We start from the raw sequence: 17,014 nt of genomic DNA, 5'->3' as shown, positions 1-17,014 counted from the left end.
AAATTTCCTCAGAAATAATAGGTAAACTCAAAAACTTAAGGATTTTCCGAAACGAGGCATAATTAAGTTTTCAGTCAATCAAGCAAAAATTATGCCAAACTTAAGAGCAAATTAGGCAAGTAAGTTTCGTGATTAGGCATTTCCAAATCCAACTTTCTCACCCCATCCATTCTACCCAATCGCGTAGAGATGCAAGCAGTTGAGCGAATGGTAGCTAAGTCCTAACTCAGTTTTTGTTTCCACTGATAATCGCAAAAATAAACAGGGAACACTGAAAGTAGGTATTTCATTTTCCCTGTACTCTATGACAACACATGATTACAAAACGTCAAACCTTCAAGACGTGGAAGAGTGTCACAAACAGCTACAGCTATCGGTTCAGTACCAAAAAATATTGGCGAGAATTCTAGCGAAAATTCGGGCATCTGTAAACTTAGAATCTCTGTGTTCGACTTCTTCTCAAGATATTTGTCGGCAATTGAAGATTGAGCGAGTTGCAATTTACCGCTTTAACGCTGATTGGAGTGGTAGTTTTATCAATCGTTTTGGCTTTGCAGAACCACGCTGGGATACACTCAACGCTTTTGGACAGGACTTGGTGTGGGAAGATTCCCATTTGCAAGAAACTCAGGGAGGGCGATATCGGAAAAATGAGCCATTTGGTGTGGCTGACATTTACGATGCCGGACACGCTCGTTGTCATATTGAGGTATTAGAACAGTTTCAAATTCGGGCTTATGCGATCGCCCCGATCTTCATTGGTGCTAAACTCTGGGGAATGCTTGCAGGCTATCAACACTCAGAGCCTCGGCAATGGTATCCTCACGAAATCGAATTCTTAGCCCAAGCTGCCAGCCATCTCGGCGTGGCTATGCAACAGGCAGAAATTTTAGAACAAAGCAAACAACGCACAGCAGAATTGCAAGATGCAATTGCGCGACAACGTGCGTTAACGGAAGTGGTGGGAAATATTCGCTCTTCTGTAAACACCGAAATTATTCTCGACACCGCCTGTCAGGAACTCTGCAAACTACTGAAGCTCGAACGTGCAGCGGTTTATCGTTTTAATGAAGACTGGAGCGGCGAATTTGTCAGCCAATTCGGCATGGTAGAGCCACAGTGGGATAGAATTCATCCATTTGGCAAAAATCTCGTTTGGGAAGATACCCACCTTCAAGAAACCAAAGGCGGACGCTACCGCCATAATGAAAGTTTGGCTGTCAATGACATTCATCAAGTCGGTCACTCGCGCTGCCACATTGACATTCTAGAGCAATTCAAGATTCGAGCGTATGCGATCGCTCCCATTTTCATCGGTCCAAAACTCTGGGGACTGATAGCCGCATATCAACACTCAGGAGTCCGCCAATGGGCAAATTATGAAGTTGAGTTTCTCGGACAGGTGGGCGCACAATTGGGAGTTGCCATTCAGCAGGCCGAGAATTTAGGTCATTCTAAACAACAGGCATTTGCTTTACAAGGTGCCATTGCCAGACAACGGGCACTAACTGAAGTAGTGGGGAAAATTCGCTCCTCTCTAAATATTGATTTAATCCTCAATACCACTTGCCAAGAAGTCTGTAAACTATTGCGAGTTGAGCGGGTGGGCGTTTATCGCTTCAATGAAGACTGGAGTGGCGAATTTGTCAGTCAATTCGGCATGGTTGAGTCACAGTGGAATAGCATCAATCCATTTGGCAAAAATCTCGTTTGGGAAGATACCCACCTGCAAGAAACCAAAGGTGGACGCTACCGCAACAACGAAAATTCTGCTGTAGACGACATCTATAAAGCTGGACACTCACGCTGTCACCTGGATATTTTGGAGCAGTTTAAGATTCGCGCCTATGCGTTAACGCCAATTTTTGTCGGACGACAACTGTGGGGACTGCTGGCTGCCTATCAACATTCTGCACCGCGTCAATGGGATAGTGTGGAAGTGGAATTTTTGGGACAAGTTGCTAGCCAACTAGGAGTGGCGATGCAAAGTTCTCAAATGATGACTCAAATCCAAACTCGTGCTGATGAACTGCACCAATCCGCAGAACAGCGCCGGATTTTATTTGATTTGGTCGTCCAAATTCGGGAATCATTGGATTTGGAGACGATCTTTAAAACCACAGTACATGAAATGCGGCGATCGCTCAAAGTAGATCGAGTCGGCATCTTCCGCTTTGATCCTGATGTCAGTTTTTGCAGTGGTGAATTTATCGCTGAAGATGTACTACCCAAGTTCGGTTCTGCCCTAACCGTCAAAGTACAAGACTATTGCTTCGGTGACCAATATGCACCGCAATATCGCCAAGGGCAAGTCCAAGTAATTTCTGATGTCAACAGCATTGGCTCCAAAGTACCTCATCTTGATGTGATTGAGCGATTCCAAGTCAAAGCACAAATTGTCGTGCCGCTGATGGAAGGTGACAATTTGTGGGGATTATTGTGCATTCACCAATGCACCCATCCACGCCATTGGGAAGAAGCTGAATTGGAATTTGTCACCCAGGTAGCAGCTCAACTCAGTGTAGCCCTACGTCAAGCCAACTTGTTCCAACAATCCAGTTTGCTCGGTCAAACCCGTGAAGAAGCCAATCAACTCGCCCAGGCACTCAATGAGCTACGTACTGCCCAAATGCAAATGATCCACGCTGAAAAAATGGCGAGTTTGGGGCAATTGGTGGCGGGGGTTGCTCACGAAATTAATAATCCGATTAATTTCATCCACGGCAACTTAGAACACGCTCACCAATACACCCAAGATTTGCTTCGCTGTGTGCAACTTTATCAGCATTATCATCCCAATGCCGAACCAGAGCTACAAGAGTTTTTCAAGAAAGCCGAAATAGAATTTTTATTTGACGACTTACCTAAATTATTTCAGTCTATGCAAGTTGGCACCGATCGCATTCGGGAAATTGTTACTTCTTTGCGGAACTTCTCGCGTTTAGATGAAGCTGACTTCAAGCCAGCAAATATTCACGAAGGCATCGACAGTACATTAATGATTTTGCAAAACCGCTTAAAGCCCTCAGCCGATAACCCCGCCATTCATGTAATTAAAGACTATGATGCCTTACCTCTAATAGAATGTTATCCCGGTCAGTTGAATCAGGTATTTATGAATTTGCTCTCCAATGCCATTGATGCCTTAGAAGAGCGAAATGCCCAATCTACTCCCGAAGCAATGGCAGCAAACCCCTCCGTCATCCGAATTTCTACCTCGCTGCTCAATAAAGAGTGGATTGCCATTCGCATTGCAGACAACGGACTTGGCATTGATGAAAAATTGCTCTCTCGATTGTTCGATCCATTTTTTACCACTAAAGTTGTTGGTAAAGGTACAGGACTAGGGCTTTCTATCAGCTACCAAATTGTCACAGATAAACACAAGGGCAAGATCTACTGCCAATCTGAACCTTACAAAGGTACAGAGTTTGTGGTTGAGTTGCCAATTCGTCAGATGACAACTTGTTAAGCTGATCCCACCCCTAAAAGGGATGAGATTTCAGGTTGACTGTTGACTGTTGACTGTTGACGGGTTTTCAGTCATCAGTACTAAAGCAAGTGATTAAGCTGATATGCGTCTAAATTATATAAACACTTTTTATAATCGTTGACGGTTGACGGTTGACGGTTGAGAGTTATCCGTCATCAGTCAACGGTCAACCGTCATCAGGTAAATGTAGAAGTTAAATGCGTAACAGCTTAGTAAGGTTTGTAGCAACTGTGGAGGCGCACAACTAGCTGCACGCCCTCACAAATCCTTTCCATAATGAACCAACTAAGTAAGTCTTCGGGAATAAATCAAATTATGTTACGAAACGTAAACAGGCTTAAAACCCTTACCAATGACCAAGGACAGCCCTTGCCAGTTAGCTTTAATTAGGGGTTGCTGAAAAAGAAAGAGAAGCTCACAGGATATAGATTATCTGACCAAAGAAGTATATTCAGGTGCAAGACTTGAGGGTAAAATAGCCCAAAATCCTTGCATAACCGCGACCAGCAGTACACAAGTGTGCTGTTTGTAACCATGTACCGAAAACAGGGGCAAAATCCAATCTCACCAGAGAACTTTGAATTTCCGTTTTCAGGCAAGTTGTCATCAGATAATCGTTGGATTATTCTGGCGAATTTAATACCCTGGGCAGAATTTGAAGAGGAATATTCATCCGGGTTCTCTGTAGAGATGGGAGCGCCAGCAAAGTCATTTCGGATGGCATTAGGGGCATTAATAATCAAAGAAAAACTAGGAATAAGTGATAGAGAGACAGTAGAACAAATCAAGGAAAACCCTTATCTACAGTACTTCATAGGGATGTCATCCTATATTAATGAAGCTCCATTTAATGCATCGATGCTAGTCCATTTTCGTGAAAGAATTAGTGCAGAATTAGTAAACAAAGTAAATCAAGAAACTGTTAAGAGGATACTAGAGACAACATCTTCGACTTTAGCAACTGAATCAATTGAATCAACTGAATCAACTCAAAAAAAAAAAGAAGAATTAGAAAAAGAAGATAACACGCCAAAAAATCGGGGAGAATTAATATTAGATGCGACTTGTGCGCCAGCAGACATCAGCTATCCAACAGATTTCGAGCTATTGAACCAAGCAAGAAAACAGACAGAACAAATAATAGACCTTCTTTATGAACAGATAAAAGGTACATTAGAGAAAAAACCAAGGACTTATCGGGAAATAGCAAGAATTGACTACTTAGAAGTCGCTAAAAAGCGTCGTGTATCCCAAAAAGATAGGAAAAAAGCGATTAAAAAGCAGCTTCAATATATCAAAAGAAACTTATCTCATATTGACCAGCTAATCAGAACAGGAGCAACTCTAGAAAAACTAAGTACTAGACAATATAAAATGTTGCTTGTAGTTGTAGAAGTTTATCGTCAACAACTATGGTTGTATGAAAATAAAAAACAGAGTATTGATGACCGAATCGTTAGTTTAAGCCAACCACATATCCGTCCAATTGTCCGTGGAAAAGCTGGGAAAGCCGTGGAATTTGGGGCAAAATTATCAGCTAGTTATTTTGATGGATATGTATTTTTAGACCATATTAGTTGGGATAATTTTAATGAATCAGGAGACTTAAAAGCACAAGTAGAAGCATATAAAAATTATACTGGCTATTATCCAGAATCGGTTCATGTAGATAAAATTTATCGCACAAGAGAGAATAGAGCTTGGTGCAAAGAAAGAGGTATTATCATCAGTGGCCCTCCTTTGGGAAGACCACCTGCTAATCTTAGTAAAGAAAAAAAGAAACAAGATTTAGAATCTGAGAAAATTCGTAATTGTATTGAAGGAAAATTTGGGCAAGCTAAAAGAAGGTTTAGCCTCAATCGAGTGATGGCGAAACTTTCCCATACTTCTGAAACTGCAATTGCTATTACTTTTTTAGTGATGAATCTTTCTACTCACCTGTCGCGCGTGTTTTATGCTTTTTTATGTCTATTTTTGAAAACTGCACCTTTTTTGCAGTTTCCTATAACTGAAAGTTATTATTTTCTGAATTAGAGACAACAAAAGCTTATCTTTCATTTTGCTTGAATAACTAGTCAACCCAAAAGAATTGCTTTTTCATACTTTTTCAGCAACCCCTAATTACGCCGACCTACTTACGCTTGAATGATGAAGTCTGTAGCTGTGAGAGTGGGCGCACCGCTAAGAGTAGCAAATAGACCACCACTACCAAAACCAGCGGCACTACCATTTTGGTTGTAGAACAACTGCCCATTCACAGCGTCGTAGACAATTTTCGCTGTGCTGGCTCCGCCTAAAGTAGTGACTTTAAAATCACTGGCTTTACTGAAACCTGTTCCGGGAGTAGAAGCGATCGCCTTAAAGGTAGTTTTATCTAGGATAATCTTGTCACCTTGGGAGTGTTTGAAATCAGCGATCGTATCTTGACCAACAGCAGAACTGGCAAAGACAGCATTGGTATTGTAAAGGAATCTGTCAGCACCCGCACCACCAACCAGAGTATCATTGCCTGCACCACCAATGAGAGTATCATTACCAGTTCCACCCCGGAGTAAATCATTGCCACTCTTGCCGTTGATTTTGTCATTACCCCCCTGACCATTGACCACATCAGCAGAGTTGTCTAAACCTGTAATGTTGTTATTGAGGTCATTGAGGAAAGTTACCGTGTTCTTGATGCCTATGGTCGTATCAGTAGAGTTGGCATCAAGGACATTAAAACTGTCGATGATACTAGTTTGCCCATTAAATAGGATATTACCAACGGCCGGTCTTGCTCCAGAAGCTTTCAGATTATCTAACTTTTCTAACTGAAAGTTTTTCAAAGTGACTTTGGTGTTAGACACATTTTCAAAGGTCACTTCTAAGTTGCTGCCATTTTGAGTTAACAGCAGATTTTGAGCAGTCAAACCAGCCCCAATAAATTGCAGTGTGTCAACATTGGCAATTACCGCCTGTGATGGGTTTGTGCCTTTACCTACACCACCAAAATCGGTAATAGTGTCATTGCCATCGCCTCGGCGGATAATAAATCTATCTTGTCCGCCATTGCCTGTGAGGATATCATTACCAGCTTTGCCATCGATGATGTTGTTGCCAATTGTGCCTGCAAGAGTATCTGCACCAGAAGTTCCTGTGGGGTTAGAACTGATGCCGATATTCTTCCCGCCAAACAGCACGTAGCTTTGCCCAGATTGGGAACCGTTAGGACTGGCTGAAAATGCCCCGATAATCAGGTCATCGAAGCCGTCGTTGTTGACATCTCCAGCACGACTGACAGAGTTACCTGAACTGTCAAATGGCACAATACCGTTGATGCTAACCCTGTTGTGTCACTTTAGGCAGAGGAAAAATAGAATTCAGGGTGAGCCAGGAAGGTGAAAATTGGATAAGTTAGCCTATAAACAATGGATTGAAGTTGAGAAAAACCCAAAGAAAGCTGAGGAATGGGAAAAACTGTTAACCAGGGATATATGAGGTTAAATAAAACGAAAGGTTGAATAACTAAACGCAGATTGTTGAGAATATTCTTCCAACCTTTACCATTATCCCACCAGGGGTGAGAAGCGAATGCTGATTGAGAATCTGGAGGAGAAGGACGCAGAGATTCTGAATGAAGACTAACCATAAGGTAGGCACTACAAACAATCTCCCACCAGCGTTCAATATCTTCATAGCGAGTAAAACGATAATCAGCCCAACCTAATTCATTCTTACTTTGTTTTAAACCATATTCTACCCATGTTCTTAACCCATAAAAATTCCCAACCTCTCTAGGTGTGATGTCGGGATATTTGCTCATCACATACCAGGTAGAGTTTCCAGGTAAGTTATCCGTGTCTGTAGTAATTTGCCAATACTTATGTTCTCCACGTTTGCCGTGAATTATTTCTCGAATAAACCGATTCTCACTGCTTAAGTCAGAGAACACCCTTTTAAACCTTTGCCACTTTAAGTATTGAGTGTACTGCCCTTTAAGTAAGTCTACAGAATGGTTTGAGCGAATCGCCACTAAATAATTTAAATCAAGTTCATCTAGCACTGATATGAAATTCGTCCCACTCTCTCCATATAAACTATCAGCCAGTACCAAGTTGAATTTGAACCCCATTAACTGTAGCTTTCTGATTAGCATTGCCCCAATTTGAGGCTTAGTCAGATATTTATCTCCTGGCTTTAATTTTTCTCTTGGCTTGTATACTTCAAACAGTAGTGGAAAAGTCATCCCACAGAACACACCATACGCGGTGACTGCCACAACTCCATTCTCTACTTTTCCTAGATTGCCTATATACTGCCGTTTCACATAGTCTGTAGTGTTACCTTTCTTTTTATCTCCTGTTTCATCAATAATTAAAATGATTGGTCTACCTTTTAATACCTCTAAAATTAATTTCAATCGCAAAGCTCTTAACTGTTCTACTGACCATGATGATGTAGTTAAGAAATGGTGTAGTCCTTGATAGTTATCTAGTCCAACAATTTTCGCTATTTCAGGTAGACTTTTCCGTTTTAAATCAGAAATACATCCTATATGTAGATATTTGAAAGCTTCAAAATTCCTAACATCTGAAAACAGGTTTTTATACCACAAGCAATATTCATCCACAAACTTCACGGTTTTAATGGGTGAACGAGGCTCTACCATGCTCTGTGTCTTCGTTCTAGGTTTTGTACATTATTATACTACCGCGATAGTGACACAAGAGGGCTAAAGCCGTTAGTGCCGTTGAGATCCGAGAGGTTGATGCTAGGACTAAAGCCTGTGCCCTTGCCAAACATCACGTAGCTCTGCCCTGAGCTGATACCGTTGGGGTCGGCACTGGGGACCCCGATAATCAGGTCGTCGAAGCCGTCACCATTGACATCTCCAGCACCGCTGACAGAGAAATTTGTCAAGTCATCCGCTTCGATGCCGTTGATGGTGAAGCCGTTAGTACCGTTGAGGTCTGAGAGGTTAAGGCTGGCACTAAAGCCTGTGCTTTTGCCAAATACCACGTAGCTTTGCCCAGAAGCCGAGACTGTACCACCATTGTTAGTCTGAAAATTTATTGCCCCAATAATCAGGTCGTCGATACCGTCACCGTTAACATCTCCGGCACTGCTAACAGGGGAGCCTGAGAAGTCACCCGCTTCAATGCCGTCGATCGCAAAGCCGTTAGCACCGTTGAGGGTAGAGAGGTTAAGGCTGGCACTAAAGCCTGTGGTTTTGCCAAATACCACGTAGCTCTGCCCAGAAGAGCCGTCAGGAGCATTGGTCGCCCCGATAATCAGGTCGTCGATACCGTCACCGTTGATATCTCCGGCATCGCTGACAGAGCCGCCCGATAGGTCACCCAGTTGGATGCCGTTGATAACAAAGCCGTTAGTGCCGTTAAGGGTAGAGAGGTTAAGGCTGGGGCTAAACCCTGTGCTTTTGCCAAACACTACATAGCTCTGCCCAGAAAAGTCATTGGCACCAATTGCCCCAATAATCACATCGTCGAAGCCATCGTTGTTGATATCTCCAGCACTGCTGACAGACAAGCCTGATAAGTCACCTCCCGCGATACCATTGATGGCGAAGCCGTTAGTACCATTGAGGCTGGAGAGGTTAAGGCTGGAACTAAAACCTATGCTTTTGCCGAATACCACGTAGCTTTGGCCTGATTGGGAACCGTTGGGGTCGGCGCTGCTGGCTCCGATAATTAGATCGTCGAAGCCATCACCGTTAACATCTCCAGCACCACTCGAGAAGCCAGAACTGTCATCTGCCGCAATGCCGTTGATAGCGAAGCCGTTAGTGCCGTTGAGGGTAGACAGGTCGAAGCTAGAGCTAAAGCCTGTGCTGCTGCCAAATACCACGTAGCTTTGCCCAGAAGATTGGCCGTTGGGGTCGGCACCGGGCGCCCCAATAATTAGGTCGTCGAACCCGTCGCCGTTGACATCCCCAGCATTGTTGACAGAGGAGCCAGAACGATCCGCTACAGTAATTCCATTAACAGTAAAGCCATTACTGCCATTGAGATCTGAAAGATTAAATGTTGAATTAGCCATGATTTTCTCCTGTGTTTGTTGTTATTCAGGGAGTGGCTCATATTTGGTATCAGGCAACTCTTAGTCTCGATCGCACGAGACTTTGCCTGCAAGACCAGAGTTTCAAAACCAGACCACAGATATAGTAAATTGTCAATATATTTCGGGTCAAATTACTTTACATAAATTGAGCATATTTTACGTGAATTTACCCATTGTTTTTTTGTGGACTTTATGAGAATCTCCTTTACATAACAGTAAATACATTAAAACGATAGATTTACCGTAGTTTAATAAGAGCCGAAAAGATGAAAATCTCTCTAAGGCTGACATCTAAGCAGGCACAGTTAACTAAGGGTGTAGCATCAGTCAGATTTTCTAGGGAATTTAAGGATTACGTAGGCGCAGCCCACCGTAGGTATCGCTATTGGGAATTAATCTGATGTCTCAGAGTAAATCTGCAAAACCCGCTTCAGTCCAGAGTCGAATTCTCGTGCCTCAGAGGTATCATAGACAACCTGTAATTTCCCGGCTGGTATCTCGTTATGGTTTAACCGTCAATATCAAAGCTGCATCCTTGACATCCGACAGCGACAGCGATGGCTGGTTTGATTTAGAACTTTCGGGAAATCCCCAAAAACTGACAAATAGCCTATCTTACTTGCAAGGATTGGGAGTGAATTTAGTGGAATTGGCGATCGCTAACCACATTCAACCCAGCCAAAACTCTTTAGCTTTCCCACAATCAGCTAGCAAACTCAGTCATCGAGACTCTACATCGTTGACAGATCAATGGCAAGAACAATTTCAGCAATGGATTTCTCTTGGTCAAACTAATCGATTGCGCTTGCAACTGTGCGTCTTAAAATCTTATTATGAGGAACCAATAATTTCCAAGTTAGTTTCTCGTTATGGACTAACAGTCAATATCACCAGTGCCAGACTTCAACCCGATACCCAAGATGATGGCTGGTTTGATTTGGATTTATGGGGTACAACAAAGCAACTTTACTCTAGCCTCAGTTATTTAGAAAAACTAGGGCTACCAATTTGGTTGGATTTTTCTAGCGTTTATGGCGATCGCTAGGGAATATTTCAGGAGTCAGAATTCTGAATCCTGAAATAATCTAAATTTCGTAGTACCAAATTTCCTCTTCTCGCACCACGATTCGATGCAAGGAAAGACGATCGATCAAACCCTCTTGCTCAAACTGTCCAAGAACACGAGTGATGGTTACACGAGTTGAACCCAGCATTTCCGCCAAGTCTTCATGAGTCAGACGCATATCTATTAAACGCCCTTTCTCCACTTCCGAACCAAACTTTTTAGATAACCATGCCAAGAGCTTAATGAGCATGGTATCAACTTTTTTATGGCTACGAATCACCATCAATTCTTGAGCCTGTTGGATATGGCTAAGTAGAGTTTCTGTTAGTTGAGTCCACTCCTCTAAAGGTAGGACTGTCGCCCCTACTTTAGTTAAGCATTCCATCTGATAAGGTTCTAATTTTGACAAAGCTTTACCAACGATATCTCCAGGACCCCACAATCCCAGAGCGACAGTTGTACCATCTTCCAGGTAAGTAAAAGTTCTGACAAAACCCGTTTCAATTTTCCAAAGACCATTCGGATACTCTGGTAGAAATGAGCGACGTGCAAAAACTTGCTTAGTATTATTACTTGGTAGATTGGTCAAATTTGCGTATAAAGAAACCATAACCTATAGTACTGCTTTTGGATACACTAACCGTAGTATATATATACCAGGTTATAAAAGCCTATGGATATTGAAATTAATAAAAAGAGGGGACAAGGAGACATGGGAGACATGGGAGACAAGGGAGACATGGGAGACAAGGGAGACAAGGAGACAAGGAGACAAGGAGACAAGGAGACAAGGAGACAAGGGAGACAAGGGAGACAATGGAACAACGAGATAAACAAAACTCTTAACTCTTAACTCAGCACTCCTAACGCCCCACCCCCATGCCCAATGCCTAAATTCCGGCACCATCAAGAAAATCTTCAATCATTCCATCAGAATTATTGCACTTAGAGTTGTCGGCTGGTTTGTCGCCAAGCTCAGTTGGGAACAAACTTGATTCATCTTGTAACTGCTCTAAATGTTTTTCTAGAGCTTTGACTCGTTCAAATAAAGCGCGGATGACTTCAGCTTCCACGTCCCGCACTTTATCATGATCCAAAACATTGGTAGATAAGTTGTTCTGACGAGTCACACGCCCTGGAATCCCGACTACAGTTGTGTTGCTGGGTACATCTCGCAACACTACTGAACCGGCTCCAATGCGGACGCGATCGCCAATTTGAATATTTCCTAATACCTTGGCACCGGCTCCCACAACTACATGGCTGCCTAAAGTTGGATGGCGCTTACCGATTTCTTTGCCAGTACCACCAAGGGTAACACCTTGATAAATCAGGGCATAGTCACCGACAATCGCTGTCTCCCCAATCACTACTCCCATACCGTGGTCAATAAACACTCCCTCGCCAATTAATGCCCCAGGATGGATTTCAATTCCAGTTAAAAACCTACTAATATGAGAGATCAAGCGAGGTATAAAGGGGATACCCAATTTATGCAGCCAGTGCGCCAACCGATGAAAAATTAACGCTTGGAATCCAGGGTAACAAAACAATACTTCCAGCCAGTTACGGGCTGCTGGGTCACGCTCAAAAATAGTTCGCAAATCATTTACTAGCATACTCGGTTCACATTATTAGTAGGTGAGGCTCCCAAACCAGCTATGCAGATAATTTCTGCAAACAATGACTTATTGTTGGGAATTATGTAGGATAATCTACGGTAAGTCGATAGGTTTATAGACTTTATTGTTAGTAAATGGGATGCTATCACATCCAATACGTGGAAAAAATTAATTTCGCATAAACTGCGATAAATCTTTCAATTCACCGTAGTATGTTGAGTACAGTCTTGAATAGCCAAAACTACGCTCTCCTGGATCTGTCTTCCAAAGTGGAATACGCGCTGCTGGCACTTTTAGAACTGGCAAGCCACCACGGGAAAAAAGTTCCCTTGACCATGAGTGAGATCGTCACGAAGCAACCCATACCTGAGCGCTATCTGGAACAGATTTTGACTAACCTCCGGCGTGCTGGTGTCGTGCAAAGTCAGCGCGGCTCTAAAGGAGGTTTCGTTTTAGTTCGTGAACCTTGGCAGATAACCCTGCTGGAAATTGTCACTTTGGTCGAAGGTGAGCGGAAAGAGAAAGAGAGTTCTGAGCCTCCCACTCTAGAAAGAACTCTGGTTTATGAAATCTGGGAGCAAGCCAATGCTGCTGCAATTGAAGTTTTGGGTCGCTATACACTTCAAGACTTGTGCCAGGAAAGGGAAACTCGCGCACAGCAAAGTCCGATGTATTACATTTAGTCACGGAGGGGTACTTATATGCGGATAGCAAAAGATATTACAGAGTTAATCGGACGGACTCCTTTAGTTCAGTTAAACAAGATTCCCCAAGCTTCGGGAGCAGTTGCTCAAATTGTGGTGAAGCTAGAAAGCATGAATCCAGCGTCTTCAGTGAAAGACCGGATTGGGGCAAGTATGGTGGAAGCGGCAGAAAAATCAGGCTTGATTCACCCTGGAAAAACGATTTTAGTAGAGCCAACCTCTGGGAATACAGGAATTGCGTTGGCGATGGTAGCAGCCGCAAAAGGTTACCATCTTATTCTAACGATGCCTGACACAATGAGCCACGAAAGACGATCTATGCTCAAAGCTTATGGCGCTCAACTAGAGTTAACTCCAGGTGTGGAAGGGATGCGAGGGGCGATCGCCCATGCAGAGGAACTTGTCGCTCAAACGCCCAATGCTTATATGTTGCAGCAATTTCGCAACCCTGCTAACCCCGAAGTTCACGCCCGAACCACCGCCGAAGAAATTTGGGATGATACCGATGGACAAGTGGATATTCTCATCGCTGGAGTGGGTACTGGCGGGACGATTACGGGAGTATCACAAGTCATCAAGGAGCGCAAGCCGAGTTTTCAAGCGATCGCCGTTGAACCAAGCAGCAGCCCAGTATTAACAGGTGGGAAATCGGGACCTCACAAAATTCAAGGTATCGGCGCGGGATTTATCCCAGCAATATATCGTTCAGAGCTGGTAGATGAAGTAATTCAGGTAGCAGACGATCAGGCGATCGCCTACAGCCGACGCCTAGCAAAAGAAGAAGGATTGTTATCTGGCATTTCTACTGGCGCTGCTTTGTATGCGGCTATTCAAGTCGCACAACGTCCAGAAAATGCAGGTCGGCTCATCGTTATGATACAGCCTAGCTTCGGTGAACGTTACCTCAGTACCTCACTGTTTAAAGATCCAGAGGAAAATGAGTGGTTGAGTAAAGTTTAATTCCGTAAAGCAATTTGAGATTTTGGATTTGAGATTTGAGATTCTCCTGGCAGATGAATCATCTTTCTAAAAATCAGTTATTTAGATTTTGAATTTAAGATTGATTTTGAATTTGAGATTTTATCCTAATCCAAAATATCCAAAGTCTAAGCTAAGACTTACTTACCTTAGACTTTTCACAAAATTTAATACCAATTTTAAAAAGGATTGTGACTAATTCAGAAAAAATACAGGTTTTAAATCTGTTTTCAGTGCAGATATTAAAAAATCTTCTATATTTTTACAAATTTCAGAACATTTACTACGAAGGTTATTTCTATTAATAAAATCTGTGTCATCTAAGAGAGTATACATAATAATTAATACATCATTTTGAACACTGCAACCTGTGATTTTTGCAATCGTAGTTAATCTTCTTTTTGAATCTCTTCTATTTAATTGTAAATTGATAAGAGAACCTGTTAATTTTAATGTAACAGGTATATAACTAAAATTAAACTGGTGAGAACTTTTCTGATTAACAAAATATTGTAGAGGATCATTATGTATTTCAAGTTTTGGCTTTTTTGGGATACTATTCTTATGGGCGGAATATAAGGTATATGACCAATTAGTATTAATAAGAATTTCTTTAAGGGGGTAAAAAATATCATTTGGTTTACTATTATTAAGCCAATAATCCCAGTTCCAAGCTACAGTGTTGCAATACTTATAAATGCTGTAATTAATCAGTGTTTCTAGTATAAATTTACTAGAATCAATAGATAAGTAATCTATTGCCTCAGCCGTAATTATTTTTTTCCAGATGGAGTCCTTGCTATCTTCACGCTCTTCGATAGAAGAACATTCTTCAATTAAATTATTTTTGTTGTTATAAAAATAATTGCAGGAATTTCTTATGAAAAGATTTAAAAAATCTGACGATACTCTATCTTGAACCATCTGGATATTATTATCAAAATTTATATCTGTACTTTTAATCATATTTAAAAAGTATTCTTGAAATAATGCTCTTCTTTGACTTTTGCCTTCTGATGTTAAGCTACTCCATTTATTGGCATGACCTGCTATTCTTAACGAACATTTTTGTTCACTAGGAGTAACAGCAGGATAATGAGCAAAATGTCTTCTTTTTTCATAGCCATCTCTCAAGAAAACTTCTCCCTTACATTCTATGCAGCACAATCCTTTAAATGTGTACGAATAATAATTTAAATATCTTTCATCAGCACAGACTATTCTTACTTTATTTGTATGAATATCAATTTCATACATTGCTTTTACACAGTACATAATTAATATTAAAATTGAACTGTAAATACTCAAAATTTGAGATTAATATTTATTGAATATTTACCTTTATCTTTCCCATTTTCCATGAGAAAAATTCACAAAAAAATAAAAGTATAAGCAGTTAGAGTTAGGGTGTTCGTGCTCATTACTTAGCGGGATTTAGACAAAAAAGCTTCTAATCTATATACAGGGAGACTTTGACATCATTTTGCTCGCTTTGTCAATATATCTGGGTTTGAGGTATTTTTGAGCATTTGGTGTATTTCCTTTACCTGTATGAATTTGAGGCTTATTTCTGCCTCGAAAATGTTTAAGTCCCAAAAATCTAAACTATTACATAGCTTTTTCACCCAGTTCAATTTTCCTCAACTTCATCGGTACTTTCATTATTTTTTACCAAAATCATTAAACAAAAACAACTTGCAGCTAGCTTTATTAAGCTCAAAGCTTCACTCTTTAACACAATAAAGGCGCCTAATCCTATAAGTACAAAAGGCACTATATTATTGCCATAGCGACTTAATACATCAGCTATGACTCTGTTGTTAGTTAATTTGTATGCTGCGTAGCACCAAACTGCTAACAAGATAAAAAATATTCCTATAGTTAGCAGAAAATCATCAAAATTAGTGCTGGCAAATAAGGGCACGTAGACACTAATATTATCGCTACCGTTGGCAACTGTAACGGCTGCAACGCTGTAAGTTTGAGGAGATAGTAAATTAGTAATTATTGATCCTTCAGATTGTTCTGTTTCTTGTGAAACTTCGTCTAATGAATCTTCTTCTCGATTCACTAAACTGCTGATACCAATGGCAATTGGCAACAAACCAAGTAATCCAATCCAGCTTTTTGATAAAACTAACCCACCGAATAAACCAGGAAGACTCAGGATTAGCAAAACTGTAAAACCTAAAAACTGGCCTGCAACTATATGCCGGGAGCGAAAAGTAGGATTTATTTGAGAAAAAAACAACAACAGAAGAACAATATCATCAATGTTAGTGGCAATAAATGCAATTGCCCCTGTACTAATTGAAGTAACATAGTTGTGCCAGGACATTAATTTGGTATTCTAGGAAATCGTGTGTTATGACCATTCAGCATGAGTAAGCTTGCAACAGCTTTGACAGAAGGAATAATTGCCTTCACAGCCACCAATATTGATGACATCATTATTCTGTTAATATTTTTCTCACAGATAGATGTTAATTTTCGGCGGCGGCATATCTTACTCGGTCAGTATCTCGGTTTTACAGCTATTATCATCGCTAGCTTACCAGGATTTTTTGGTGGTTTGGTTATAAATCGACAATGGATAGGATTGTTGGGACTGCTACCAGTAGCAATTGGTATTCAGCAATTAATATTTAGAAAAGAAGAAGCTACAACAGTTCAGACAGTAAGCAGTGATTTTGAGCAATCTACACCTACTAACCCTGTATTGTCTTTTATTTTGAGTATTTTGCACCCGCAAACTTATAAAGTGGCAGCAGTAACGATCGCCAATGGTGGTGACAATATTAGTATATATATCCCCTTATTCGCTGGTCATGACCTTAGTAGCCTGGGAGTAATTCTGGGTATATTTTTTGTTATGGTAGGAGTCTGGTGTGCGATCGCTTATTTATTAAGCCGTCAACCTACCATTGCAAATATTTTAAGTCGCTACGGTAACGCCATAGTACCTTTTGTATTAATTGGCTTGGGTCTCTTTATTATCTATGAACGAGGTACATTCAGACTATTACCGTGGCTGAGAGGCTAATCAATTTTGGATTTTGGATTTTGGATTAAACCATCAAAATCCCCATCTAAG

At 41.2% G+C, this 17,014-nt stretch carries 13 protein-coding genes; 6 read left to right on the top strand and 7 right to left on the bottom strand.

Annotated features, from left to right (window positions below; all coding sequences use genetic code 11):
* Positions 1 to 304: 304 nt before the first annotated feature.
* Positions 305 to 3,472 (top strand): GAF domain-containing protein, encoded by a 3,168-nt coding sequence (locus ACFG4S_RS14220; RefSeq protein ID WP_392535405.1) that lies wholly within the window; start codon positions 305 to 307, stop codon positions 3,470 to 3,472.
* 555 nt (positions 3,473 to 4,027) lie between these two features.
* Positions 4,028 to 5,527: an IS5 family transposase gene (locus ACFG4S_RS14215; protein ID WP_392530881.1), complete on the top strand. Its 1,500-nt coding sequence runs from the start codon at positions 4,028 to 4,030 to the stop codon at positions 5,525 to 5,527.
* A 101-nt stretch (positions 5,528 to 5,628) separates the two neighbouring features.
* Here the strand turns inward: ACFG4S_RS14215 and ACFG4S_RS14210 are convergent, their stop codons facing one another.
* The 3 genes from ACFG4S_RS14210 to ACFG4S_RS14200 are packed head-to-tail and all read right to left on the bottom strand — an operon-like array spanning position 5,629 to position 9,529.
* Positions 5,629 to 6,798, bottom strand: coding sequence for a hypothetical protein (locus ACFG4S_RS14210; protein WP_392535404.1), 1,170 nt, complete (start codon positions 6,796 to 6,798; stop codon positions 5,629 to 5,631).
* A gap of 32 nt (positions 6,799 to 6,830) precedes the next feature.
* The gene (locus ACFG4S_RS14205) at positions 6,831 to 8,141 is read right to left on the bottom strand and encodes an IS701 family transposase (RefSeq protein WP_392530234.1); all 1,311 of its coding nucleotides are present in this window, start codon (positions 8,139 to 8,141) and stop codon (positions 6,831 to 6,833) included.
* 38 nt (positions 8,142 to 8,179) lie between these two features.
* The gene (locus ACFG4S_RS14200) at positions 8,180 to 9,529 is read right to left on the bottom strand and encodes a hypothetical protein (RefSeq protein WP_392535403.1); all 1,350 of its coding nucleotides are present in this window, start codon (positions 9,527 to 9,529) and stop codon (positions 8,180 to 8,182) included.
* 421 nt (positions 9,530 to 9,950) lie between these two features.
* Here ACFG4S_RS14200 and ACFG4S_RS14195 point away from each other — a divergent pair, with 421 nt between their 5' ends.
* The gene (locus ACFG4S_RS14195) at positions 9,951 to 10,595 is read left to right on the top strand and encodes an NIL domain-containing protein (protein WP_392535402.1); all 645 of its coding nucleotides are present in this window, start codon (positions 9,951 to 9,953) and stop codon (positions 10,593 to 10,595) included.
* A gap of 40 nt (positions 10,596 to 10,635) precedes the next feature.
* Here the strand turns inward: ACFG4S_RS14195 and ACFG4S_RS14190 are convergent, their stop codons facing one another.
* Positions 10,636 to 11,226: a Crp/Fnr family transcriptional regulator gene (locus ACFG4S_RS14190; protein ID WP_392535401.1), complete on the bottom strand. Its 591-nt coding sequence runs from the start codon at positions 11,224 to 11,226 to the stop codon at positions 10,636 to 10,638.
* Positions 11,227 to 11,506: 280 nt separating this feature from the next.
* Positions 11,507 to 12,235 carry a serine O-acetyltransferase gene (gene cysE / locus ACFG4S_RS14185; protein ID WP_392535400.1) on the bottom strand — a complete coding sequence of 243 codons (729 nt, stop codon included), beginning with the start codon at positions 12,233 to 12,235 and terminating at the stop codon, positions 11,507 to 11,509.
* A gap of 215 nt (positions 12,236 to 12,450) precedes the next feature.
* On the opposite strand from cysE, the gene ACFG4S_RS14180 reads away from it, so the two are divergent.
* Together ACFG4S_RS14180 and cysK are read left to right on the top strand one after the other, a co-directional pair.
* Positions 12,451 to 12,921, top strand: coding sequence for an RrF2 family transcriptional regulator (locus ACFG4S_RS14180; RefSeq protein ID WP_392535399.1), 471 nt, complete (start codon positions 12,451 to 12,453; stop codon positions 12,919 to 12,921).
* A gap of 18 nt (positions 12,922 to 12,939) precedes the next feature.
* A complete protein-coding gene (gene cysK, locus ACFG4S_RS14175) occupies positions 12,940 to 13,902 on the top strand; it encodes a cysteine synthase A (protein WP_392535398.1) in 963 nt (320 codons plus the stop codon).
* A 213-nt stretch (positions 13,903 to 14,115) separates the two neighbouring features.
* On the opposite strand, the gene ACFG4S_RS14170 is transcribed toward cysK, so the two are convergent.
* On the bottom strand, positions 14,116 to 15,177 hold the full coding sequence (locus ACFG4S_RS14170; protein ID WP_392535397.1) for a hypothetical protein: 1,062 nt from the start codon (positions 15,175 to 15,177) through the stop codon (positions 14,116 to 14,118).
* A 373-nt stretch (positions 15,178 to 15,550) separates the two neighbouring features.
* Positions 15,551 to 16,258 carry a cadmium resistance transporter gene (locus ACFG4S_RS14165; protein ID WP_392535396.1) on the bottom strand — a complete coding sequence of 236 codons (708 nt, stop codon included), beginning with the start codon at positions 16,256 to 16,258 and terminating at the stop codon, positions 15,551 to 15,553.
* 42 nt (positions 16,259 to 16,300) lie between these two features.
* On the opposite strand from ACFG4S_RS14165, the gene ACFG4S_RS14160 reads away from it, so the two are divergent.
* Positions 16,301 to 16,963 carry a cadmium resistance transporter gene (locus ACFG4S_RS14160; RefSeq protein WP_392535395.1) on the top strand — a complete coding sequence of 221 codons (663 nt, stop codon included), beginning with the start codon at positions 16,301 to 16,303 and terminating at the stop codon, positions 16,961 to 16,963.
* The last annotated feature ends 51 nt before the right edge of the window (positions 16,964 to 17,014 follow it).

The sequence above is a fragment of the Nostoc sp. C117 genome (genome assembly GCF_043099735.1).
In the GTDB taxonomy this organism is placed as follows: Bacteria; Cyanobacteriota; Cyanobacteriia; order Cyanobacteriales; family Nostocaceae; genus Nostoc.
Note: the sequence above shows the minus strand (reverse complement) of the source record. Positions and strands in the feature narration are given on the sequence as shown.